The following is a 22,470-nucleotide window of genomic DNA, read 5'->3' as shown; positions in this document are numbered from 1 at the left end:
GCAAGGCCGCGTCCGGTCTTGCCGAGAACGCCGAGCGAGTGTGCCTCGTCAACCATCAGCCAGAAGCCGTATTCGGCCCTAAGCTTCAAAAGCGCCGGCAGGTCGGCGACATCGCCGTCCATCGAGTAGATACCCTCGACGATCACCATGATGCGACGATAGTCGCCGGCAACCGTGCGCAGCACGTGTTCGAGGTCGGCGACGTCGTTATGCTTGAACAGCCGCCGGGTGGCGCCCGAAAGCTTGATGCCGGCCAGCGCGCTGTTGTGGATGAATTCGTCATGGACCACGAGGTCCTTCGGGCCCATCAAACAGCTGATGGCCGCGACATTGGTCAGATAGCCGCTGACGAAGCAGACGGCGGCGTCCACGCCGTAGAAGCTTGCGATCTTCTCTTCGAGCGCTACATGCACCGGTCGTTCGCCGGCAACGAGGCGGCTTGCCGACGCGGAGATACCGAAGGTGCCGATCGTATCCCTGGCCTTCGCCAGCACTTCCGCGTGGCGGTTGAGGCCGAGATAGTCGTAGGACGCGAAGTTGATGAGCTTGCGGCCGTCGATGACGGTGGTCGCCCCGGCTGCGGTCTGGTGTGCGCGGTAGAACGGATTGGCGATGCCGAGCTGCTCGCTTGCGAACTTCTGAGTCATGACCTGCTTGTATTCGGGCAGATCTTCGAAACGGGCCTGCTGACGGCGTGCCGGCGGCGGCATCTCCCGCTCCGAGCGCGCCATGCGGTTGCGCTCGGAGGATTGATGCGTGTTTCTCATCCGGTCCAGCAGATTCTCCTTGAGGCTGCTGGTCATCTTGGATGCGCCGGGACCGTTTCCGTTCGTGCTCATTGGCTCTGTGCTTTTTCCTTCGCCGTTCCGACGTGCCGCTGTGCGAGTTCGCTGACGATCTTGTCGTCGGCGGGCTCGGCGTCGTCGCTCTGGTCGCGCTTGCTGACCTTTTCATAGAGCTTGCGGGCGACATCGCCAACCGTCGTGTTGTCCGCAACCCCGCTGAGCGGCATATCGAAGCCGGTGTTCTGCTGGAAGCTCATGCCGAGTTCGACCGCCATCAGGCTGTCGAGGCCGATTTCCTTCAGGACCTTGGCTCGCGTGACCGTATCCTTCGACACGCGCAGGATTGCGGCGATCTCGCCGGCCACGAGGTCGAAGAGAATGTCTTCGGCTTCCTGCGGCGACTTGCCCTCGATCATCGCGACGAGGTCCATCTGGGTGCCTTCGCCGCCGGCCGCGTGCTGATCGGCGCTGCGCAGGATCACTTCGAAGAGGGCGTTGCGGGCAACCGGCAGGTTGCGGGCGGCCGACCAGTCGATCTCCGAGATCATCACCGTGGCGGCATCGACGGTGCCAGGATCGAAGGCCAGGTGGCTCTCGACCATGTCGAGCGCCGTCTGTGCCTTCAGCGCCGTCTTGCCGATGCGCTTGGCGAGCAGATCGTTCACATCGGTGTTCTGAACCAGGTACCCCTTGTCTGCGATCGCGCCGAAACCGACGGCAAGACCGGCGAGGCCACGGGCGCGCCGGCCGCGGGCGAGACCTTCGAGGTAGCCGTTGGCAGCGACGTAGTTCGCCTGTCCGGGGTTGCCGACGAGTGTCGTCGCCGACGAGAACAGGATGAAGTTGTCGAGCTTGTCGCCGTTGGTCAGTTGATCGAGAACAGCCGCACCCTTGGCCTTGGTGTCGATGACCGGACGGTTGCGCTCGCGATTGAGATTGCTGATCAGCGCGTCGTCGAGCACCATCGCGGCATGGACGATCGAGCGGAGCGGTGCAATCGCGCGCAACTGTTTCAGAAGCCCCTCGGTTGCCACAGGATCGGTGACGTCGCAGGCGTGTACCGTCACGGAGACGCCGGCCTTCGTCCAGGCTTCGATCATTGCCGTCGTTTCGGCGTCCGCCTGGCCACGGCGCGAGCAGAGCGCGATCTTCGTCGCGCCCTTTTCGACGAGCCAGTTGGCCGCAGCCAGACCGAAACCGCCGATACCGCCGACGACGAGATGCATGCCGTTCGGATCGACCTTCATGCCGCCGTGCGGACGCTTGGCAACGCGATGCTTGCCGGCGACCGGAGGCAGCACGACGATCTTGCCGATGTGGCCCGCATTCTGCATCAGCCGGAAGGCGTTGCCGATCTCATCGAAGTCGAAGGCGCGATAGGGAAGCGGCGTGAGCTTGCCGTCTTCAAACAGCGCGCCGATCTCGGTGAAGATCCGCTTGGTGAGCTTCGGCTGATTGACCAGCAACTGGTCGGCATCGATGCCGAAGTAGCTGACATTGCGACGGAAGGGCCTAAGGCCGATCTTGCTGTCGGCATAGTAGTCGCGCTTGCCGAGTTCGAGGAAGCGTCCGAAGGGCTTCACCAGCGCCAGGCTCTGCTCCATGGCTTCGGCAAAGAGCGAGTTGAGGACGAGATCTACACCCTCTCCATCCGTCACGGCGCGGACGTCGTTGACGAAACCGAGCGAACGGGAATCGAAGACATGATCGGCGCCGAGCATCGAGAGGAAGCGACGCTTCTCGCGCGTGCCGGCCGTGGCAATAACCTTGGCGCCCTTGAGTTTCGCGACCTGCAGCGCGGCCAGGCCGACGCCACCGGCAGCACCGTGGATGAGGATCGTCTCGTCCGGCTGGATCCGGCCGAGTTCCACCATGGCGTAGTAGGCCGTGAGAAACGCGACAGGCACCGTTGCCGCGGCGACCGGGCTGACCGACTGCGGCAGCCGGGCGACGCCGGCGCGCGAGACGACGGCATGGGTCGAGAAGGCGGACGACGCGATCGCCATGACGGCATCGCCGACGGCAAGATCATCGACGCCTGCGCCGACGGCAACGACGTGGCCGGAAAGCTCCATGCCGATCGTTGCGCCCGCGAAACCGTCTTCGAGCGCCTCTTCGGGCAGCAGGCCCATCGCCCACATCACGTCGCGGAAGTTCAGGCCGGTGGCTGCGACCTCGACGACGACTTCACCCGGACCCGCCGAGGGAATGTCGCTCTCTTCCCAGACGATGCTGCCCACCTGTGAGCTGACGCGCTGGCGGATCGTTGCGGCCTTGAAGGTGTCGATTGCCGCATGCGCGTTGTCGACTGGGCCGGGTACGGCGCGGATTTCGGAAAGCGCCGCGTCTTTTCCTTCCAGCAGCCACTCGCGGTTGACGGTGACGCTGCCGAGCAGCGGACGTGCTGCCGCGATCTGTTCGATCGTGGTCGGCGAACCATCGATATCGAGCGCGTGCACATCGAGGAATTCGTATTCGTTTTGAAGCACGCGGGCGAAGGCCCAGAGAGCGGCATTGACGCCGTCACTTGCAACCGTTTCACCGGTCGCCCGGCTCGCGATCGGGGCTCCGCCTGGCGCGACGAGCACGAGACGCGGGCGATTTTCGCCTGACGGCTCGGCTCCGCCGATGTGCTGTCGCAGAGCTTCGGCGAACGCACTGAGAGCAAGGATCTGCGTCTGGAGCGAGGCGGAATCGTCTTCCCGGGATGTGGCGGCCGGCGACGCAAGGAAGATCGCCCGCAGCGGCTGGTCGCCAAAGGTTTCGAAGCCGCTGAGAAGGGCTGCCTTGTCGGCGACGATATCACCGCTCAGATTCACGGGAATAGCCGGCGTCGAAGGCTTGCTGTCCTTGCCGCCTGCGGTCTGCAGCAGCAGATACGGGCCGGCGGCCGGTGCTTCGGCGCTTACCGAAGCCGCGGCGCCGCCGCGCGCTTCGAGCAGGATGACATTGCCGCTGGCGCATTCACGGTCGACGATATCGACGTCGCGCAGATCGAGATCTCCGAGACATTTCTGCCAATGCGGGGCGGCCGCAAGATTGCCGATCGGGAACTCCGCCGTCTGACTGCGGGCGAACCATCCTTCGGAAAGCCCGAGGGCGAAATCGTTGAACAGCGACGGCGCGCTGACGGCGGCAATCAAGCCGCCGGTGTCGCGCAGCGCCGAGCGAAGTGCGGTGCGAACCGCAACGTCGTCCTCGATCAGGCTGTAGAGTCCGTCGGATGCGCTGACCGCGAGATCGAAGGACGTAAGCGTTGCCAGTTCGCCCTTCTTGAGAATGCGCACGTGGGCATCGTTCTCGAAGGCGAGTTCCAGGCCACGCTGGGCGTTGTCACGTGCTTCGAAGACGGTCAGGCTTGCGCGGTGCTTTTCGGCAAGCGTTGCCAGGCGGCGGGTGAACGCGGCCGAAACGCTGCCGATTTCGACGATGCGCAGGCGCGCGCCAGGTGCCGCAGTCAGAGATTTTTCGAGCGCTTCGAGAACGAACGCCATCCGTTCTCGACTTGCCTCCGAGTGGACGGCCTGATGGTCGAGCGTGGCATCGCTGATGAACGTGGTCCCGAGGGATCCTTCGTCGCCGGCCTGGAGGGCATCAAGGCGCGCAAGGGCTTCCGCATAGGCATTGTTGATCAAGACGGCTTCGACGGCTCGGTCCGAGCGTTCACCGTAGAGTTCGCGCAGGATCTCCGCGACGCTCGGCAAGTTGAAGTCTTGGGTAACCTTCCAGACGCCGTCCTTGTGTTCGCAGAGACCGGCGTCTTCGAGCACGTAGAGACAACTCGTCAGGAAACACTGAAACGCAAAGTCGCCGGGCAGGCTGTTGCCGTGAAGGGTCGTTCGGCCCTTGGCGAGTTTGAGGGCAATCTCCTGACAGGCGCGATAGATGGCCGCGTTGAAGAGCAAGGTCGTGTTGTCGACGCCGGCTTCGCCGGCGTCAGGCATGGCGATCCTGATAGGCGTCGCTGCCTTGCCCTGCAGACCCGGCAGCACGGATTCCGATTGCACTGCCTCGTAGTGGAAGGACAGCGCATCGAGCGTCTTGTGCTTGCGCAGATAGGTACGGCGGAAGCGGCAATCCTCGAAGTGGGCGATCGGTGCGCCCGACTTGTCGAAGAAGTGGAACTTCGCCTTGATCGAGTTGGGGCTGACGCGCTCGATCTCGATCATTGCGCGCGCGATTGGCTGGCTGCCGTTGACGACCCGCACCGAACCGAAGCGGACGGGGATATACGGGGCACCGCTCTTGTCGCCGGTGAAGCGATCGAAGAGGGCGACGAGCCCGTGGAAGGTCGCGTCGACCGAAATCGGGTTCAGGGCATAGGTGACAAGCGGATGACCAGCCGCATCCGGCGTCTTCAATTCGACGTCGACCAGCCGATCGCCGTAGGCGACGGCCTTGGCCAGCAGCTGGAAGCGCGGGCCGTAGTCAAGACCGAACTGTTTTGCCGTCTCATAGGCACGCGCGGGTGCGACCGTTGCGGTCTTCGCCAAGCCGGCAAGCGACGGATAGGCGCGCTCCTCGGCCGGCAATGGCTTGCGGCAGCGGGCAACGGCATGCACGGCCCAATCGTCTTCCGACAGCCGCTCGCGCGAACGGATTTCGATGTCGCCGGTCTCCGGCGAAAGCACCGTAGACAGCTCCATGATCTTCGTGTCGCTGAGTTCCAGCGGCCGGACGATTTCCAGATTGGTGATCTCGACCTCGTCGCTGCCATAGAACTGCTGTGCTGCAGCCACGGCGATTTCGATGAAGCCGCTGCCCGGCAGGATCGCCTTGCCGTCCACGACGTGCTCGGCAAGGTCGGGGAAGAGATGCGCATCGACATGGTTCTTCCAGCTGCCGCTGTTCGGGTCGCTGCGCCAGCCGGTCAAGCGGTAAGGCTTCTCGGTCCGGCCGAAGAGATCGGTCGCGTCGGTGGTCGCCGCAGGGCGCAGTTCGACGGGCTCGAACGGCAGGCTGGGCAACGCGATCGACGCGTTGCGCTTGCCGAAGACGCGGGTCGTGTCGACGACCGCGCCATGTGCGACGGCACGCGCCATCGCTGCCGAAATCGGATCCTGGCCGGTTTCGCCGACGTCCCGCAGCAGGGTCGGTACGACCATGCCCGGGGCCGCAGCCTGCTTGATCGTCTCCTTCACATAGGACGACAGGATCGGACGCGGCGAAATCTCGATGAACAGGCGGCAGCCCATCTCGATTGCAGCTTCGGCGGCCGCCTGGAAGCGGACCGGCTCGCGCACGTTCTTCCACCAGTAATCCGGATCGAGCTGCGTGCCCTCGAGCGCGGCACCCGTCACCGTCGACAGATAGGCGAGTTCGGTGCGGCGCGGCGCGATATCCGGAATATCCGAGAGGAAGGCGTCCTTCGCCCGATCGATGATCGGATGGTGGAAGGGATAATTGATGTCGAGAATCTGGACCGGGATCTTCGCCTTGCGCGCGGCGTCGCGGAAGCTCGAGATCTGATCGGCCGGCCCGGAGATCGTCACGGAATTGTGGGCATTGATTGCGGCAACGCAGAGCTCGTCAAGGCCGCGTGCTTCGGCGAAGGCGCGAGCGGCCTCTTCCCCGAGCATCACGGCGGCCATCGTTCCGTGACCGGCAAGCAGATCCTGATGCAACGATCGCTTCGCCACGATCGAAACGGCGTCGACCAGCGACAGCGCGCCGGCGGCGTAGGCCGCAGCGATTTCACCGACAGAGTGGCCGAAAACAGCAACCGGCTTGACGCCCATGGCGACCAGCGAATCCGACAGTGCAGCCTGCACCGCAAAGAGAAGCGGCTGCGCGATCTTCGTATCGCCAAGCTTCTTGTCGAGGTCCGGATCGGTGAGAAGATCTGTCAATGCGATGTCGGAGTGAAACTTGAACAGCGCGCTGACCGACGTGAAACACTGACGGAAATGGAGGTTCTCGCGGAATGCCTCGACACCCATGCCGGCCCATTGCGAGCCATTGCCGGAGAAGACGAAGGCGACCTTGGCGTCACGGGCGACGGCTTCGCCGATCTCGCCGATGCCGGAGCCCGGCTTTTCCAGATGGCTGGCAATCGCGCGGACGATATCTTCCGGCTGGTCGCTGCGAGCGGCGAAACGATGGCGCATATGGGTGCGGTTCGCACCCGATGCGGCGATCATCGAACGCGCTTCACCCTTGGAAGCATGCGCGAATGCCGTCTTGTAGTCGTTGAGAAGCGTTTCCAGGCTCGACGCCGTGTGAGCACTCGCTAGGAAAACATGACCGGAAGACGACGGGTTCGACGCCTTTTCGTCGGCCGCGGGTTCCGGGTCGCTGATGACGACGTGCGCATTGGCGCCGCCGAAGCCGAACGAGTTGATGCCGGCGAGCCGGGTGCGCTTTCCGCGCAGAAGCTCGATCGGGTTCGCCGTGACACGCACGTTGAGACCGTCGAAGTCGATGTGCTCGTTTGGCGTGTCGAAGTGCAGCGAAGCTGGCAGGTAGTTGTTTTCGAGCGCCATCACGGCCTTCAGCATGCCGAAGAGGCCGGAGGCGGGTTCCGTATGACCGATGTTCGACTTGATCGAACCGATCGGCACCGGCGCCCGGCGTTTGGCGCCGATGACCGTCCCGATCGACCAGACTTCGGCCGGATCGCCGACCTTGGTGCCGGTTCCGTGGCCTTCGACAAAGGCCACCTGGTTGGCATCGATGCCGTTGCCTTCGTAGATCGCCCTCAAAAGATTGGCCTGCGCCTCGCGCGACGGCAGCGAGATGCCGTTGGTGCGGCCGGCCGAGTTCACGCCGGTCGCGACGATCCGCGCGTAGCTGCGATCCTTCTCCCGGCGCGCCCGATCCGAGCGGCGTAGAACGAAGACCACGCCACCTTCGGCGCGCACATAGCCGGCGCCGTCGTTGTCGTAGGCGCGGCACAGGCCTTCCGGCGACAGCATGCGCGCCTGGGCGAAACCGACGAATGGCAGGGGGTGAGCAAGGATGTTGACGCCGCCGACGATCGCGGTGTCGATTTCGCCCGAGTTCAGTGCCCGCATCGCCTGGTCGAGCGCGACCAGCGAGGAGGAACAGGCCGTATCGACCGTCATGCTCGGGCCGCTGAGGCCGAAGATATGGGAGATACGGTTGGACACGATCGACAGCGTATTGCCGGTCATGAAGTAGGGACCGGCCGCTGCCGGGTCTTCCACCGTCAGGTTGGCATGGTCGAGGCTCGATGCGCCGATATAGACGCCGACATTCTCTCCCTGCAGCGATGTCGCCGAGATGTTGGCGTCTTCAAGCGCGCGCCAGGCAAGCTGGAGCAGCACGCGCTGCTGCGGATCCATGTACATGGCTTCGCGCTGCGACATGCCGAACACGGCAGGGTCGAAATCATAGAGTTGGTCGAGCACGCCGGCGGCAAAGGAATAGGTCTTGCCCTGCGTGCCCATGACGGGGTGCCAGAATCGCGCGACGTCCCAGCGATCCGACGGAATGCTGGTGACGGTGCACTTGCCTTGACGGAGAAGTTTGAACAACGCCGAAGGCGATTCTGCTCCAGGGGCGAGGCATGCACGCCCAATAATCTCAACAGCCATGTATGATCGAACGCTCTAAACTGCCGCTAAAGTTGCATCTGCGATTGCGCGTCGGAGGCCGAAATGCAATCGCCAATCGTCATGCTGCCGGGCTATCCCCAGCTATATTCGTTCCGCCTCATTAGTCAGCTTTTAACTTAAAGTCCCTAGCTTTCAACCCCAAACACTGAAGATATACACGCTGTCAACGCCAGTCCAAGGCGGATAAGGCGATAAACCACGCTCAAGGTAGAGAAGGTATGACCAGAAAGACGCGGGTCCAAATATTTTGCCCGTCTTGGTCTTCGGATGACTTGTTGTGGGACGGCGATTGTGCTTTTCAGGGACCGGCGAAATTCCCGGTCGGGAGATGATGCGGCGCGGAACTGTGAGTAAAATCATGGCCGTGTCGAATTTGGAGTGTCGTAGTTGAAACGAGTCAGTGCCCTTCTGCTTTGTACCGCCCTCGTGGGATGCCAGGCCGTTCCGGGCGAGGGGCCGCTGGCCGGAGCGATCGTCAAGGATGCCGGTCAGTCCGGCGCGGAGATCGGGCGCCAGAATGCGACCGTCTTCGATATCGTCGAAGTGGATGGCCGCACCGCGCGCCTCGTTTCCGATTATGTCTCTTCGACGCTCAACCGTCGTTTCGGCATTGGCGGCGGCGTCGGCCGAGTCGTCATCGGTGTCGGCGACGCATTGAAGGTGTCGATTTTCGAGGCCGGCAGCGATGGTCTGTTCTCGACGCAGGATTCCAAGCAGACAAGCATCGATCTCGTCGTCCAGCCGGATGGCAAGGCTGCGATCCCCTATGTCGGTCCGGTCAACTTTGCCGGCCTGACACTGGAACAGGCGCGTCAGGAAATCCTGGAAGCGCTGAAGCAGAAGGCGGTCGAGCCTGACGTCATCGTCACCAGCATGAGCACCGCCTCGCGCAACGTCACCGTTTCGGGTGCCGTCGGTAAGTCGTCGGTCGTGCCGCTCAGCCTCGTCGACGAAACGATCAACGAAGTGATCGCCAAGGCGGGTGGTCCCGTCGCCCAGCCCTACGAGACCTATGTCACGTTGGTGCGCGGCAAGAAGACCGGCACGGTTCTTCTCAAGTCGATCATCGAGAACCCGTCCGAGAACATCCACGTAAAGCCTGGAGACCAGATTTTCGTTGCACGCGATCCGCGTCGCTTCACGATCCTGGGCGCCGTCAAGGCCAACCAGCGCGTCGAATTTGGTGCCAACGACCTGAACCTGCTCGAGGCCATGGGTCTTGCCGGCGGTGGTGCGGACTATACGCTCGACATGAAGGGCTACTTCATCTTCCGTTACGAAGAGCCTGACGTGGTCATGAGCCTGCTCGGCCAGCAGCGCTTCAATGAAATGCTGCGCAAGGGCATGAAGACCGACAGCATGGGCCGCTACCCGATCGTCTATCGCTTCGACATGAGCAAGCCCGATAGCCTGATCGTGGGCCAGACTTTCCCGGTCAAGAACCGCGACGTCATTTATGCCTCGCGCCACCCGTCGGTCGACTTCTCGAAGTTCCTCAACTTCATCGCCCAGCCGGTCGGCATCGCCAATTCCGGCTTCGCGATCGCCGACAACCTCAACGGCAACTGATCGCACCAGACCGCTTTTTTCGAGAGGCGTCGACCGCAAGGTCGGCGCCTTTTGTCTGTCTGGCCTTATCATTTTCAAAGCCTGCGGAAGCGGCTTGTCGTCGCTCAAATTCTGTGATTGATCTTGGACTTAAATCGATTTTGGTGATCGATGACGTTGGCAGGCAGGGATGAATTATGGCGGATAAGGCGTTGGTCGTCGTGGATGTGCAGAACGATTTCTGCCCGGGCGGGGCGCTTGCGGTCGCAGGCGGCGATGATATCGTGCCGATGATCAATGGCATGATTGGCCGCTTCGAGCATGTGGTGCTGACGCAGGACTGGCATCCCGCTGGTCACTCGAGCTTTGCTTCAAGCCATCCTGGCAAGAGCCCCTTCGAGATGATCGCCATGCCCTATGGCGGCCAGACGCTCTGGCCGGACCATTGCGTCCAGGGAAGCGCCGGTGCCGATTTCCATCCGGCGCTTGAATGGACGCGGGCCGAACTCTTGATTCGCAAGGGCTTCCGGCCCGAGATCGACAGCTATTCCGCCTTCTTCGAAAACGACCGCCGGACACCCACGGGCCTCACCGGCTATCTCAGGGACCGCGGCATCAAGAAGGTGACGCTGTGTGGGTTGGCAACGGATTTCTGCGTGGCCTTTTCTGCGCTCGATGCCGTCGCACAGGGGTTCTCGACATCGGTCATCCTCGAAGCCTGTCGAGGCATCGACCTCAATGGTTCGCTTCAGGCTATGATTACCCGCATGCGTGATGCCGGTGTCGAGCTGAACTAGTTCGACTGCCCTCGCGCTGAGGAAGGAGAGATTTCACCGATGACGAAGACCGATATCGCCAGGCGCGTCTATAACCACGCCTGGAAGCTCGACCCGATCGTGCGAAGCCTGCTGGATACGGATTTCTACAAGCTCTTGATGCTGCAGATGATCTGGCAGCTTTACCCGGATGTCGACGCCACCTTCTCGCTGATCAACCGTACGAAGACGGTGCGGCTTGCGGACGAGATCGATGAACAGGAACTGCGCGAACAGCTCGATCATGCGCGCGAGCTGCGCTTCTCCAAGAAGGAGATGATCTGGCTCGCGGGTAATACGTTCTACGGGCGCAAGCAGATCTTCTCGCCGGAGTTCCTTGCCTGGCTCGCGAAATTCCGCCTGCCGGACTATGAGCTGAAACGCAGCGACGGCCAATTCGAACTGACGTTCCGCGGCCGCTGGGCCGAAACCACCATGTGGGAAATCCCGGCGCTGGCGATCATCAACGAGCTGCGCTCGCGCTCGGCGATGAAGGGACTCGGTCCCTTTACCCTCGACGTGCTCTATGCCCGCGCCAAGGCCAAGATGTGGTCCAAGGTCGAGCGCCTGCGGCAATATCCGAACCTCAGGATCTCCGATTTCGGCACGCGGCGGCGGCACAGCTTCCTCTGGCAGCGCTGGTGCGTCGAGGCGCTGAAGGAAGGGATCGGCAGTTCGTTCTCCGGGACCAGCAACGTGTTGCTCGCCATGGACAACGATCTGGAAGCGCTTGGTACCAACGCACACGAATTGCCGATGGTGGCTGCGGCCCTTGCCCGTAACGACAAGGAACTGGCTGCCGCCCCCTACAAGGTGTTGCAGGACTGGAACCAGCTCTATGGCGGCAATCTCTTGATCGTGCTGCCCGATGCCTTCGGCACAGCGGCGTTCCTGCGTGACGCGCCGAAATGGGTGGCGGATTGGACCGGCTTCCGGCCGGACAGTGCGCCGCCGATCGAGGGCGGTGAAAAGATCCTTGCCTGGTGGAAGAAGATGGGACGGGACCCCCGGGAAAAGCTGCTGATCTTCTCCGACGGTCTCGACGTCGACACGATCATCGAGACCTACCGGCATTTCGAGGGGCGCGTGCGCATGAGCTTCGGCTGGGGTACCAACCTCACCAACGACTTCGCCGACTGCGCCCCGACGGAAATCAGCGGCCTCAACCCGATCTCGATCGTCTGCAAGGTCAGCGAGGCCGACGGCCGCCCGGCGGTGAAGCTCTCCGACAATCCGCGTAAGGCAACCGGCGACCCCGCCGAGGTCGAGCGCTATCTCAAGTTCTTCGGCTCGGAAGACTTCGTCGAGCAGGCCGTCAAGGTCTGACGCCGAAGTAGCGCCACGAAGAGCGCGCTGCGGCTTTCCGCCAGTTGAAAAAAAGAAACCGGCAAGCGCCGGTTTCAATAGGGGATCAAAGATGTTGCGACTGTCCATCATCGCAATGTCAAATCTGGCAGTGGAATCTTAAGGTTGCGTTAAGGCGCCAACCTGCCGTTGCGTATCGCTTCTCTAAAACACGAACATGTAGAGAAGGATGATGACGATGAGCGGCACGCCCATGAGCCAGAGAATGATGCCTTTCATGTATAAGCCTCCGCGTTACTGCCTTTGAAACGGTAACGCGGCGAAGGCGGATACGTTCCCGATCTTGGCTTGCTCGCTCCGGTGCGTCAGGCCACGGACTGCAATCGCGTCTCTCCGCGGTTCAGAAAGCACATCTTGTCGAAAAGCCTGAGGTCGAGCGGATTCGGCAGCCGGATATCGTCAATATCGGGAAACGGATTTGTACTGGCATCGTAGGAACGGTCGATCTGGGAAATGAAGACCATGATGATGCCGTGTTCCTGTGCAAACGCCCTCAAGTTCAGAACCTGCGTCCCCAGTTCCGGGTTTTCACGCCTCTGGTCGAGCAGTTGCAAATAATCCACGACTACCAACGAGCCGCGTGGCGCTGATGCCAGCTTCTTGATGATGTACTCGGCGTTGATTGCACCCGAGCAGTCGATCTCGAAGAGCTCGACAAACGACGCGTATTCGGCGCCGACTGTGGGAAAACGATCGATCACGTCCTTCGTCGTATATTCCAGTGTGAAGAAATACGCCCGCCGGCCGACCTTCATCGAACTCACGGCCAGCTCGAGGCTCTTCAGCGTCTTGCCCTGTCCGGGCCGTGCACCCAGGAGAAGAAGATCTCCTGGGTGCAGACGCTCCAACACGGTGTCTTCGGGCTTGGCAGAGACATGCCTTGAGGCGAGAAGGCTCCAATTCGCATAGCCTTCGTGAACGGCGACGCGATTGAGTGCCTCATGAAGCGGAATGTCTTCATCGCGGGAAAGCCGCTTCGCTTTGCGCTTCAGATGGTAAATCGGCGCAGACAGTTTCATCTGTAACCTCCTGATGCGAGCAGTCTTCGCAATCCCTCCTTATGCTCAAGGCTCGAACAGTTGGTTCGGTGATGAGAGTGCCCCGTATGAAATCTACTTTCCCGAGCGGAGGGGGGAGGCGTGGGCGCGCCCGAATCGGAGCATAGCGCAGTGGCTGGACGAGGTGAATTGCCTGGTGACGGCCGAAATGGGAGAGAAGTCCGACGGGTGGGATGGAGCGGACGAAGCGGCGCGCCGTCCGCATGAACCGGTCACAGGTGCCGCCGACGAGGCATCTCTACCAGAGTGACGGGAGTAAATTGTTGAATGTCCTGAGGGAAACTGGTGCTGCTAGAGAGATTTGAACTCTCGGCCTCTCCCTTACCAAGGGAGTGCTCTACCCCTGAGCTATAGCAGCATCTGGCGGCCGGTTCGTGTGTCAGCCGCATCAAGCGAGGGGGCTATTGCCATAGCTGGACGGGGAGTGCAAGCAGCATTTCGAAGTTTTTCGCGAAGACCTGTGAGAAAGTTTGCCGCCGCTTCCGAAGACCCTGGTTTTGCGCTAATGCAGAACCATGCAGATAAACGACAGTGACGGCAGAAAAAACGAGCCCGCGCCGGACGAGCAGCGGACCGAGGGCAAGGTGCGCCGGGAGAAGAAGAAGGATACGACCGAGTCGGACCTGAAAAAGGCGCGACTTGCCAGGAACTTGCGCGACAATCTCCAGCGCCGCAAGCAGCAGGCGCGGGCGCGTCGCTCCGGTGCAGCTGATGAAGTGAGCGGCCTTCCTGCCGCAAAAACGGACGAATCCCAAGATTAGTACGGGGCAGGGGCGGCGTTCGCCGACCCTTTCCCATGTGCGGGCGGCCCAGCCGTCTGGCGTCCAATTGCATAAATGCTCGCGGTCGGGGGCGATCGAGGGCAGCGACTTAATCGATATGGCGACCTCTGGCGTCTGAATGGACGCTTGGCGTTCAAGGTACTTCTAATTTCGCGGCGTCTCCACTAAAGAGGCGCCTTCAGACAAACATGGATTATTTTTTGGAAAGGCGGGCCAAGCCCGTTCGAGAGGCCTCATGGATCGCATCAGGATTGTAGGCGGCAACAAGCTTAACGGCGTCATTCCGATTTCCGGCGCCAAGAACGCGGCCCTGCCGCTGATGATCGCGTCGCTTCTGACCGACGATACGCTGACGCTCGAAAACGTGCCGCACCTCGCCGACGTCGAGCAGTTGATCCGTATCCTCGGCAACCACGGCGTCGACATCTCCGTCAATGGTCGCCGCGAGCGCCAGGGCGAGAGCTACGCCCGCACCATTCATTTCACCTGCCGCAACATCGTCGATACGACCGCCCCTTACGAGCTGGTCTCGAAGATGCGTGCCAGCTTCTGGGTGATCGGCCCGCTGCTGGCGCGTGAAGGCAAGGCACGGGTTTCGCTACCCGGCGGCTGCGCCATCGGCACACGTCCGGTGGATCTCTTCATCGAAGGCCTGCAGGCGCTCAGCGCCAATATCGAGATCGACGGCGGCTACGTCAACGCGACGGCGCCGGAAGGCGGCCTGATCGGCGCGCGCTACACGTTCCCGAAGGTCTCGGTCGGCGCCACCCACGTTCTGATGATGGCTGCGACCCTTGCCAACGGCACCACGGTGCTGGGCAACGCCGCCCGCGAGCCCGAGGTCGTCGATCTTGCCAACTGCCTCAATGCCATGGGCGCCAAGATCACCGGCCAGGGCACGCCGACGATCACGATTGAAGGCGTACGTTCGCTTTCCGGCGCGCGCCACCGCGTCCTGCCGGATCGGATCGAGACCGGCACCTATGCCATGGCCGTGGCCATGACCGGCGGCGACGTCATCCTCGAAGACACCAATATGGCGCTGCTCGACACGGCGCTCGAAGCGATCCGCCGCGCCGGTGCCGAGATTACCGAGACGAACAGCGGCATCCGCGTCGTGCGCAACGGCGCCGGCATCAAACCGGTCGATGTCGTCACCGATCCCTTCCCTGGCTTCCCGACCGATCTGCAGGCGCAGTTCATGGGTCTGATGACCATGGCGAAAGGCACCTCGCACATCACCGAGACGATCTTCGAAAACCGCTTCATGCATGTGCAGGAACTGGCCCGCCTCGGCGCCAAGATCTCGCTTTCCGGTCAGACGGCGAAGATCGAAGGCGTCAGCCGGCTGAAGGGCGCGCCCGTCATGGCGACCGACCTTCGTGCCTCCGTCTCGCTCGTCATCGCCGGTCTGGCTGCCGAGGGCGAAACCATGGTCTCGCGCGTCTATCACCTCGATCGCGGCTTCGAGCGGCTCGAAGAAAAGCTCACCCGCTGCGGTGCGCATGTCGAGCGCGTCAGCGACTGATTTGATCGGTTGCGCCTGATACCGTTGCGGTTTCAGGCGCAACATCCTATGTCCATTTCAATTGTGGCACGGAAGATGTGCGGCGAAATGAAAGGGATGGACGGCATGAACGGTCTGAAGCTGCTGGCGCTCGACGAAGAGGATCTCGCTGTCGTCTCCGCGCACGTCCAGGATGCCGTGTTCAAGGTGTCGGGCCTGGAATATGACGCTCGGCGCAAGCAGTTCTCGCTCATCGTCAATCGTTTCGTGTGGGAGACGGCCGACGGCAAGCGGCGCTCCTTCGAGCGTCGGCGCGCACTGTTGTTGTTCAAGCAGGTGAATGCCGTCCGCTCGGTCGGCTTTGACCGGCGCGATGCCGAGGCGGTTCTGGATCTGCTGACGCTGAAGTTCAGCCTGCGCGGCGAAGGGCCAGAAGGCACGCTCGAACTGGTTCTGGCCGGCGATGCATCGATCGCGCTTGACGTCGAATGCATCGAAACGCAGCTTGCGGATACCGGCGGGGCGTGGGAAACCGCATTTAAGCCCAAGCATCCCGAAGGCGCTTGATCCACTCGACCCGAACGACACTGGCATACAAGGACGTCTCCTTTGGCAATCAGGCTCAATTTTCTCGACGGCGACTTCGAACAAAAGTTCGCGTCATTCCTGACGACCAAGCGTGAGGTGTCCGAGGACGTCAATGCGGTGGTCAAGACGATCATCGACGACGTGCGCGTCCGCGGCAACGCGGCGCTCGCCGAATATTCCAAGCGTTTCGATGGCGTCGATTTCTCCGTGACGCCGTTGGCCGTGAGTGCCGCCGAAATCGATGCGGCGATCCAGGCGGTCGAGCCGGAGGTGCTGGGCGCCCTGAAGGTCGCCGCCACCCGTATCGAGGCGCATCACGCCCGCCAGCGGCCGAAGGACGATATCTACGAGGACGCCATGGGCGTCGGCCTCGGCTCGCGCTGGACGGCGGTGGATGCCGTCGGTCTCTACGTGCCGGGTGGTACGGCGAGCTATCCGAGCTCAGTGCTGATGAACGCGCTTCCGGCGAAAGTGGCCGGCGTTCCCCGTATCGTCATGGTGGTGCCGGCAACGGGCGGTGAGATCAACCCGGCGGTGCTTGCAGCAGCAAGGCTTGCCGGTGTCGAAGAAATCTACCGCATCGGCGGCGCGCAGGCCGTGGCCGCGCTTGCCTATGGCACCGAGACGATTGCGCCGGTCGCAAAGATCGTCGGTCCCGGCAATGCCTATGTCGCCGCTGCCAAGCGCCAGGTTTTCGGCACCGTCGGTATCGACATGATCGCCGGCCCGTCGGAAGTGCTGGTCATTGCAGACAGGCATAACGATCCGGACTGGATCGCCGCCGATCTGCTCGCCCAGGCCGAGCACGATGTCGGCGCCCAATCGATCCTGATCACCGACGATCCGGCCTTCGGCCAGGCGGTCGAGGAAGCGGTCGAGCGGCAACTGAAGACGCTACCGCGCGCCGAAACCGCGGCGGCAAGCTGGCGCGATTTCGGCGCCGTCATTTTCGTTCCCGATCTCGAAAAGGCTGAGCCGCTTGCCAACCGTATTGCGGCGGAACATCTGGAGCTAGCGCTCGCCGATCCCGAACCGATGATCGCCAAGATCCGCAATGCTGGCGCGATCTTCGTCGGCCGCCACACGCCCGAGGTCATCGGCGACTATGTCGGCGGCTCCAATCACGTGTTGCCGACGGCGCGCTCGGCGCGCTTCTCCTCCGGTCTCGGCGTGCTCGACTACATGAAGCGCACGTCGATCCTTAGGCTCGATCCCGAGCAACTGCGGATCCTGGGGCCGGCGGCGATCGTGCTGGCAAAATCCGAAGGCCTTGAGGCCCATGCGCGCTCCGTCGCCATTCGTCTCAATTTCGAGGATGCTGGATGAAGGCGGACCGCAACCTGCGCCTCTGCGATGTCGTTCTGGACGAGACCATCGGCCGCTCGACGCCTGACGTGGAGCACGAGCGCGCGGTTGCGATCTTCGACCTGCTCGAAGAAAACCTGTTCGAGCCCGTCGGCCATCCCGGCGGTCCGTACAAGCTCAACCTCTCGCTCGTCGACGCGAAGCTGGTCTTTGCGATTTCGACCGAAAAAGGCGGCGACGTTGCCACCCATATCCTGTCGCTGACGCCGTTTCGACGGATCGTGAAGGATTACTTCATGATCTGCGAGAGTTATTACGAGGCGATCCGCTCGGCGACGCCAAGTCAGATCGAGGCGATCGACATGGGGCGTCGCGGCATCCACAACGAGGGCTCGCAGACCCTCCTGGATCGTCTGTCCGGCAAGATCCGGCTGGATTTCGATACCGCCCGTCGCCTGTTCACGCTCGTCTGCGTGCTCTATTGGCGCGGATGAGAGCGGGGACCGGCATGACGGGAACCGAGGTATCGCCACTCAAGACGCCCCGTTCGGTCCTATTCATGTGCGGCATGAATGCCATCCGCTCGCCGATGGCCGAAGCACTCGCCAAGGCAGCCCTGCCGGCCGGAACCTACGTCGCCTCCGCCGGTGTCCGGCACGGCGAACGCGATCCCTTCGTCGACGTGGTGATGGCCGAGGTGGGCTTGAGTCTCGGCCGGCATCAACCGCACACGCTGGACGAACTGGAGGACGATTACTTCGACCTCATCGTCACGTTGGCACCGGAGGCGCATCACAAGGCGCTGGAATTGACTCGCTCGATGGCCGTCGACGTGGTCTACTGGCCGACGCCGGACCCGACGGTGGCAGCCGGCACCCGCGAGCAGATCGTCGACGCGTACCGCGCAGTGCGGGATCACCTGTCGACGCTGATCAATCTTCGGTTGGTCGGCCCGCACAGACGAGAAAAAGCCTGAGAGCTTCACGGTAATCCGCGTGCGGTTTCCAGCGACAGTTCTTTTACATGTCTTCTTCAATCCTGACCGATTTAAAGCTAAAGACATGCCGCCGTTCAAAGTGCTATAGCGACCGCTGCGCCTCTGATAGGACGCGCGGCACTGTAGCCCGTCACAAAAGCGCAAAAGCCGGTCTTAGATGGTTCACAAATCCTCGTCGATTGTGTAGTTTCCGGCGAATTTTTCGGGATACCTGACGTATCCCTAAACAAAGATAGAAAGAACAGTCCTACATGGCGAAAGAAGAAGTCCTTGAATTTCCGGGCGTGGTCACCGAATTGCTTCCGAATGCGACCTTCCGCGTGAAGCTCGAAAACGAGCATGAGATCATCGCTCATACCGCGGGCCGCATGCGCAAGAACCGCATCCGCGTGCTTGCCGGCGACAAGGTTCTCGTTGAAATGACCCCGTACGACCTCACCAAGGGCCGTATCACCTATCGCTTCAAGTAAGCCGCTCCGGCTCTACGCAATTCCTGGAGCATTTCCGCTTATTCTTCGAATCGCGAAAACGCTCTAACCTTTGGTTGGATTGCAATTCCAGACGCAAAACCGCCTACCGCATTTTTGCTGGAATTGCTCTGGAGTGACGGCTCGTTCCGATGACAGTGGCCAAGAAACTGATACTGGCGTCCGGCTCGCCGCGTCGCGTCGAACTTCTGGCGCAGGCGGGCATAGAGCCCACGCGCCTGATGCCGATGGATCTCGACGAGACGCCGAAGCGTGCCGAACATCCGCGTTCGCTCGCAAGGCGGCTGTCGGCCGAGAAGGCGCGGGCAGCGCTTGCCGCGATCAAGGGCGAGCCCGGCTGGGACGGTAGCTACATCCTGGCGGCTGACACGGTGGTCTGTGTCGGACGACGTATTCTGCCGAAGCCGGAACTGGTCAGCGACGCATCCAGCGCGCTGCATCTTCTCTCCGGCCGCAGCCACCGCGTCTATACCGGCGTCTGCCTGATCACGCCGGACAAGACGCTCCGGCAGAAGGTCGTCGACACCAAGGTGCGCTTCAAGCGCCTTTCGGGCTTCGACATCGAAAGCTACCTCGCCTCGGGTCAATGGCGCGGCAAGGCTGGCGGCTACGGCATCCAGGGCATTGCCGGCAGCTTCGTGGTCAAACTCGTCGGCTCCTACAGCAATGTCGTCGGCCTGCCCCTCTACGAAACCGTCAGCCTGCTTGTCGGCGAAGGCTATGACGTGCACAATCGTTGGCTGGAAGGCTGAAGCCAGTGACCGACGAGACCCAAAAGAGCGGTTCGAACATCGCGCCCCTGCGGGCGCCTAGGCCCTGCCCGGAATGCGGACGGCCGTCGCATCGGGAGCATTATCCTTTCTGCTCCGACCGCTGCCGCAATGTCGACCTCAATCGCTGGCTCTCCGGCTCCTATGCCATTCCGGTCGCCGACGACGAAGCGAAAGCCGACGACGGAGACGACCGCTAGCGCGTTCCGACGTGGCCCTCCATGCATCCTCTAAGCTCTGAACAACGGCTGGACGATCCTGCGCGTCTGCAGGTGCGTGCAGCCGTCGTTTCGGCTTCTGAAGGCCGCTTCTCTCGCAACGAGTACCTGGGTGCGAGCACGATCCCTCTGAAACTCCTTGTCTTTTTGGTTTTTTCAACTGTCCACAGGATTTCGGTCAAAAAACTTTCATTTGGCGCTGGACACCGCCGAACAAGATGTTATAACCCCGCTCGCTTCCGGGGCACAAACAAGCGCCCCGAGGGTTCCGAAAGGAACCGCTGCCCGAAACGGCAGGATGCCCGGATAGCTCAGTTGGTAGAGCAGCGGATTGAAAATCCGCGTGTCGGTGGTTCAAATCCGCCTCCGGGCACCATTCATCTTTCAGAATGTTTGGTCCCTAAGATAAATACACGGCGGCTACGGCATGTGCGTCGTGACGCAATCCCACCTTTGACACTCCGTGCGATGTCCGTTGGCCTCATCCTCATGGAGCCTGATTGGCGCGGGGAGCCTTTGGCTCGGCGTAATCCCACCTGATTGGTCCCCGACAGATTGCAGCGAACTTTCAAGCACCCCCGAGGGAGCTGGCAATCTCTACCGATCCATGCCGGATCAACGGGCTATTTTAAGCGCACCGTGCGGCTATGCGGTTATCTTTAGAACTAATTAACCATCTCCTTGCTTGTATCGCCACAATCTCGCGTCGCCCATGATGGGCATTTTCAATTTTAAGATGTCTTTAATATGGTCAGCATTCACACGAACGCTGGGGCAATTTCTGCGCTCCAGGCTCTGCGAACAATCAATTCCGGCATGGCTTCGGCACAGGGCCAGGTAAGCTCCGGGTTGCGGATCCACACGGCGGCCGACAACGCAGCCTACTGGTCGATCTCGACGACCATGCGATCGGACAGCAAGGCGGTTTCCGCGGTCCAGGATGCGCTCGGACTTGGTGCAGCGAAGGTCGAGACAGCCTATGCCGGCATGGAGGCCGTCGTTGGCATCCTCAGCGAGTTCAAGTCCAAACTGGTGGCGGCGAAAGAGCCAGGCGTCGACAAGAGCAAGATCCAAAAGGAACTCGGGGAGCTGAAGCAGCAGGTCGCGAGCATTGTCGCGTCAACGAGTTTCAGCGGGCAGAACTGGCTGAAGACTGACGTCTCCGATATCTATGACAGCGATCTCAACCGAACGTCCGTCGTCTCCTCATTCTCACGCGATTCCAGGAATGGCGTGTCGCTCAACACCGCAGATTTTCATCTGAGAGAGTCCTCGCTGTTCAACAGCACGGGCGGCGGGATTCTTCAGGCGGACACGCGGGATCTGCGTACGATCGGCGGGATACGGTTCGTTACGGGTACCGATGTCGACGGCTATACGACCAACAGCCGCAACAATGCCAGAATCGGCGGCGCCGGCGAGTTTACTTTCAACTTCAGTGGCCCGATCACGTTTTCGGACCCGAGCCACAAGATCACCTTCGATGTCATCGTCGACAAGGACAGCAGCACGCAAGGTCTGCCGTTGCCGCACGATCCCGGCAAGCCCACGCTTGGGATCACGATCGATCGCTCGACCGTGGACACGGTTCTGGGCGCGGGTGCCAACGGCATCATCTCAAACTACACGCAGTATGCGGCCGTTCTCAGTCATGCCGTGACGAACGCGGGCGCGGGTGCGTTCGTGCGAACATACAACTACAACTATCCGCCCTATGCACCCATCATCGACAGGATCGGCTTCAGGACGCAGGAAAGTTCCGGGCTGGATGGATCCTATGTCGAAGTCGCCAATCTGACGGTCAACACCGCAACCGGGGGCGCCGGCGGACTGGCGCCGAACTCGGATTTCGGCGAGCGTGGATCGGAGATGACGCTGACCTTCGAACCTTTCGAGGTTTACAAGGATGTGGTCGTTTCCTTCAGTTTTGCGGTCAACGGCGAGCCGGCCAGCGCGCATTCCTTCGATCGCAACTACGTGAACAACCTGCTCGGCAAGGATACCGGCAAGATCGAAACCGCCGACGAGATGGTGACGCTCCTGCAGTCGCTCATCACGCGGCCTGGCACCATTATTCAGAATGATGGGGCAGGCGGGGTGTTGGTAAAGTCCGATCCTGCCGTCGATCGGAAGTCCGGCATTTCGACGCGCATCGAGTTCTCGGGCATCGGCGTCAACATCGAGCCGATCGCGCGACGCAATTTTATGGATATCGATATCGCCGCAAGCCCGCAGTCGATCGATTCCTACATTCAATATATCGAAGTCGTGTTGCAGAAGACGATCGACGGAGCTGCCGCATTGGGTTCGCTCCTGACGCGCATCGACATGCAGTCCAGCTTCGCTCAGTCGCTGATGGCCACCATCGAAAAGGGTGTTGGACGTTTGGTGGATGCCGATATGAACGAGACGTCGACGCGCCTGAAGGCACTGCAGACGCGGGAGCAGCTTGGCATCCAGGCTTTGCAGATCGCCAACTCCAACGCACAGAACATTCTGCAACTCTTTCGCTGAATGATCTCACCACCGCGAAGCGATGGTTGTCGAAGCCGAACGCCGATTGTGGTTGAGGCAGGTCTCCAGCATCTGTTTTCGGGGGCGTCCTCCCGCTTCACGTGACAAGACTTGGAAGGGGGATGTTCCGGCATCGATCCTCCGTTCTATCGA

Annotated in this window: 16 protein-coding genes and 2 tRNA genes; 14 read left to right on the top strand and 4 right to left on the bottom strand. The window is 61.6% G+C overall.

The window, feature by feature from the left end:
• Both I8N66_RS09870 and I8N66_RS09865 read right to left on the bottom strand, forming a co-directional pair.
• Window positions 1-839, bottom strand: an 839-nt coding sequence (locus tag I8N66_RS09870) for an aminotransferase class I/II-fold pyridoxal phosphate-dependent enzyme (RefSeq protein ID WP_291152957.1), incomplete at its 3' end; no start/stop codon positions are given.
• Window positions 836-8,341 (bottom strand): type I polyketide synthase, encoded by a 7,506-nt coding sequence (locus tag I8N66_RS09865; RefSeq protein ID WP_291152954.1) that lies wholly within the window; start codon window positions 8,339-8,341, stop codon window positions 836-838. The genes I8N66_RS09865 and I8N66_RS09870, both read right to left, overlap by 4 nt.
• A 408-nt stretch (window positions 8,342-8,749) precedes the next feature.
• On the opposite strand from I8N66_RS09865, the gene I8N66_RS09860 reads away from it, so the two are divergent.
• From I8N66_RS09860 to pncB, 3 genes are all read left to right on the top strand, one after another.
• Window positions 8,750-9,931 carry a polysaccharide biosynthesis/export family protein gene (locus I8N66_RS09860; protein WP_113536478.1) on the top strand — a complete coding sequence of 394 codons (1,182 nt, stop codon included), beginning with the start codon at window positions 8,750-8,752 and terminating at the stop codon, window positions 9,929-9,931.
• Between the two features lie 176 nt (window positions 9,932-10,107).
• On the top strand, window positions 10,108-10,707 hold the full coding sequence (pncA, locus tag I8N66_RS09855) for a bifunctional nicotinamidase/pyrazinamidase (RefSeq protein ID WP_291152951.1): 600 nt from the start codon (window positions 10,108-10,110) through the stop codon (window positions 10,705-10,707).
• 39 nt (window positions 10,708-10,746) lie between these two features.
• Window positions 10,747-12,051: a nicotinate phosphoribosyltransferase gene (gene pncB / locus I8N66_RS09850; RefSeq protein WP_113536476.1), complete on the top strand. Its 1,305-nt coding sequence runs from the start codon at window positions 10,747-10,749 to the stop codon at window positions 12,049-12,051.
• 344 nt (window positions 12,052-12,395) lie between these two features.
• Here the strand turns inward: pncB and I8N66_RS09845 are convergent, their stop codons facing one another.
• Both I8N66_RS09845 and I8N66_RS09840 read right to left on the bottom strand, forming a co-directional pair.
• Window positions 12,396-13,109, bottom strand: coding sequence for a DNA helicase (locus I8N66_RS09845; protein WP_291152948.1), 714 nt, complete (start codon window positions 13,107-13,109; stop codon window positions 12,396-12,398).
• 322 nt (window positions 13,110-13,431) lie between these two features.
• A tRNA-Thr gene (locus I8N66_RS09840) sits at window positions 13,432-13,506 on the bottom strand.
• 157 nt (window positions 13,507-13,663) lie between these two features.
• On the opposite strand from I8N66_RS09840, the gene I8N66_RS09835 reads away from it, so the two are divergent.
• From I8N66_RS09835 to I8N66_RS09785, 11 genes are all read left to right on the top strand, one after another.
• Window positions 13,664-13,909 (top strand): hypothetical protein, encoded by a 246-nt coding sequence (locus I8N66_RS09835; protein ID WP_113536473.1) that lies wholly within the window; start codon window positions 13,664-13,666, stop codon window positions 13,907-13,909.
• Window positions 13,910-14,165: 256 nt separating this feature from the next.
• Window positions 14,166-15,458 carry a UDP-N-acetylglucosamine 1-carboxyvinyltransferase gene (gene murA / locus I8N66_RS09830; protein ID WP_113536472.1) on the top strand — a complete coding sequence of 431 codons (1,293 nt, stop codon included), beginning with the start codon at window positions 14,166-14,168 and terminating at the stop codon, window positions 15,456-15,458.
• A gap of 105 nt (window positions 15,459-15,563) precedes the next feature.
• Entirely contained in the window at window positions 15,564-16,004 is a 441-nt protein-coding gene (locus I8N66_RS09825) for a DUF2948 family protein (RefSeq protein WP_291152943.1), read from the top strand.
• A gap of 42 nt (window positions 16,005-16,046) precedes the next feature.
• Entirely contained in the window at window positions 16,047-17,351 is a 1,305-nt protein-coding gene (hisD, locus tag I8N66_RS09820; protein WP_113536471.1) for a histidinol dehydrogenase, read from the top strand.
• Window positions 17,348-17,824 (top strand): UPF0262 family protein, encoded by a 477-nt coding sequence (locus I8N66_RS09815; RefSeq protein ID WP_113536470.1) that lies wholly within the window; start codon window positions 17,348-17,350, stop codon window positions 17,822-17,824. The genes hisD and I8N66_RS09815 overlap by 4 nt, the downstream gene beginning before the upstream one ends.
• A 14-nt stretch (window positions 17,825-17,838) precedes the next feature.
• Window positions 17,839-18,306 (top strand): low molecular weight phosphatase family protein, encoded by a 468-nt coding sequence (locus tag I8N66_RS09810; RefSeq protein ID WP_113536469.1) that lies wholly within the window; start codon window positions 17,839-17,841, stop codon window positions 18,304-18,306.
• 272 nt (window positions 18,307-18,578) lie between these two features.
• Complete coding sequence (gene infA, locus I8N66_RS09805; protein WP_004435948.1) at window positions 18,579-18,797, top strand: translation initiation factor IF-1; 219 nt, start codon at window positions 18,579-18,581, stop codon at window positions 18,795-18,797.
• Between the two features lie 149 nt (window positions 18,798-18,946).
• Window positions 18,947-19,567 (top strand): Maf-like protein, encoded by a 621-nt coding sequence (locus I8N66_RS09800; protein ID WP_113536468.1) that lies wholly within the window; start codon window positions 18,947-18,949, stop codon window positions 19,565-19,567.
• A 5-nt stretch (window positions 19,568-19,572) separates the two neighbouring features.
• A complete protein-coding gene (gene yacG / locus I8N66_RS09795) occupies window positions 19,573-19,785 on the top strand; it encodes a DNA gyrase inhibitor YacG (RefSeq protein WP_113536467.1) in 213 nt (70 codons plus the stop codon).
• Between the two features lie 318 nt (window positions 19,786-20,103).
• Window positions 20,104-20,179, top strand: a tRNA-Phe gene (locus I8N66_RS09790).
• Window positions 20,180-20,550: 371 nt separating this feature from the next.
• Window positions 20,551-22,317 carry a flagellin gene (locus tag I8N66_RS09785; RefSeq protein ID WP_291152932.1) on the top strand — a complete coding sequence of 589 codons (1,767 nt, stop codon included), beginning with the start codon at window positions 20,551-20,553 and terminating at the stop codon, window positions 22,315-22,317.
• The last annotated feature ends 153 nt before the right edge of the window (window positions 22,318-22,470 follow it).

It is taken from the genome of Ensifer sp. SSB1 (assembly GCF_016652895.1).
Taxonomy (GTDB): Bacteria; Pseudomonadota; Alphaproteobacteria; order Rhizobiales; family Rhizobiaceae; genus Ensifer.
The sequence above is the reverse complement of the archived record's forward strand: the minus strand, read 5'-3'. Positions and strand labels throughout refer to the sequence as shown.

Excerpts from the sequence above, each read along its gene's own strand:
- I8N66_RS09865 (WP_291152954.1), bottom strand. The coding sequence starts at position 8,341 with ATGGCTGTTGAGATTATTGGGCGTGCATGCCTCGCCCCTGGAGCAGAA.
- pncA (WP_291152951.1), top strand. The coding sequence starts at position 10,108 with ATGGCGGATAAGGCGTTGGTCGTCGTGGATGTGCAGAACGATTTCTGC.
- pncB (WP_113536476.1), top strand. The coding sequence starts at position 10,747 with ATGACGAAGACCGATATCGCCAGGCGCGTCTATAACCACGCCTGGAAG.
- I8N66_RS09845 (WP_291152948.1), bottom strand. The coding sequence starts at position 13,109 with ATGAAACTGTCTGCGCCGATTTACCATCTGAAGCGCAAAGCGAAGCGG.
- I8N66_RS09835 (WP_113536473.1), top strand. The coding sequence starts at position 13,664 with ATGCAGATAAACGACAGTGACGGCAGAAAAAACGAGCCCGCGCCGGAC.
- murA (WP_113536472.1), top strand. The coding sequence starts at position 14,166 with ATGGATCGCATCAGGATTGTAGGCGGCAACAAGCTTAACGGCGTCATT.
- I8N66_RS09825 (WP_291152943.1), top strand. The coding sequence starts at position 15,564 with ATGAACGGTCTGAAGCTGCTGGCGCTCGACGAAGAGGATCTCGCTGTC.
- I8N66_RS09815 (WP_113536470.1), top strand. The coding sequence starts at position 17,348 with ATGAAGGCGGACCGCAACCTGCGCCTCTGCGATGTCGTTCTGGACGAG.
- I8N66_RS09810 (WP_113536469.1), top strand. The coding sequence starts at position 17,839 with ATGACGGGAACCGAGGTATCGCCACTCAAGACGCCCCGTTCGGTCCTA.
- infA (WP_004435948.1), top strand. The coding sequence starts at position 18,579 with ATGGCGAAAGAAGAAGTCCTTGAATTTCCGGGCGTGGTCACCGAATTG.
- I8N66_RS09800 (WP_113536468.1), top strand. The coding sequence starts at position 18,947 with ATGACAGTGGCCAAGAAACTGATACTGGCGTCCGGCTCGCCGCGTCGC.
- I8N66_RS09785 (WP_291152932.1), top strand. The coding sequence starts at position 20,551 with ATGGTCAGCATTCACACGAACGCTGGGGCAATTTCTGCGCTCCAGGCT.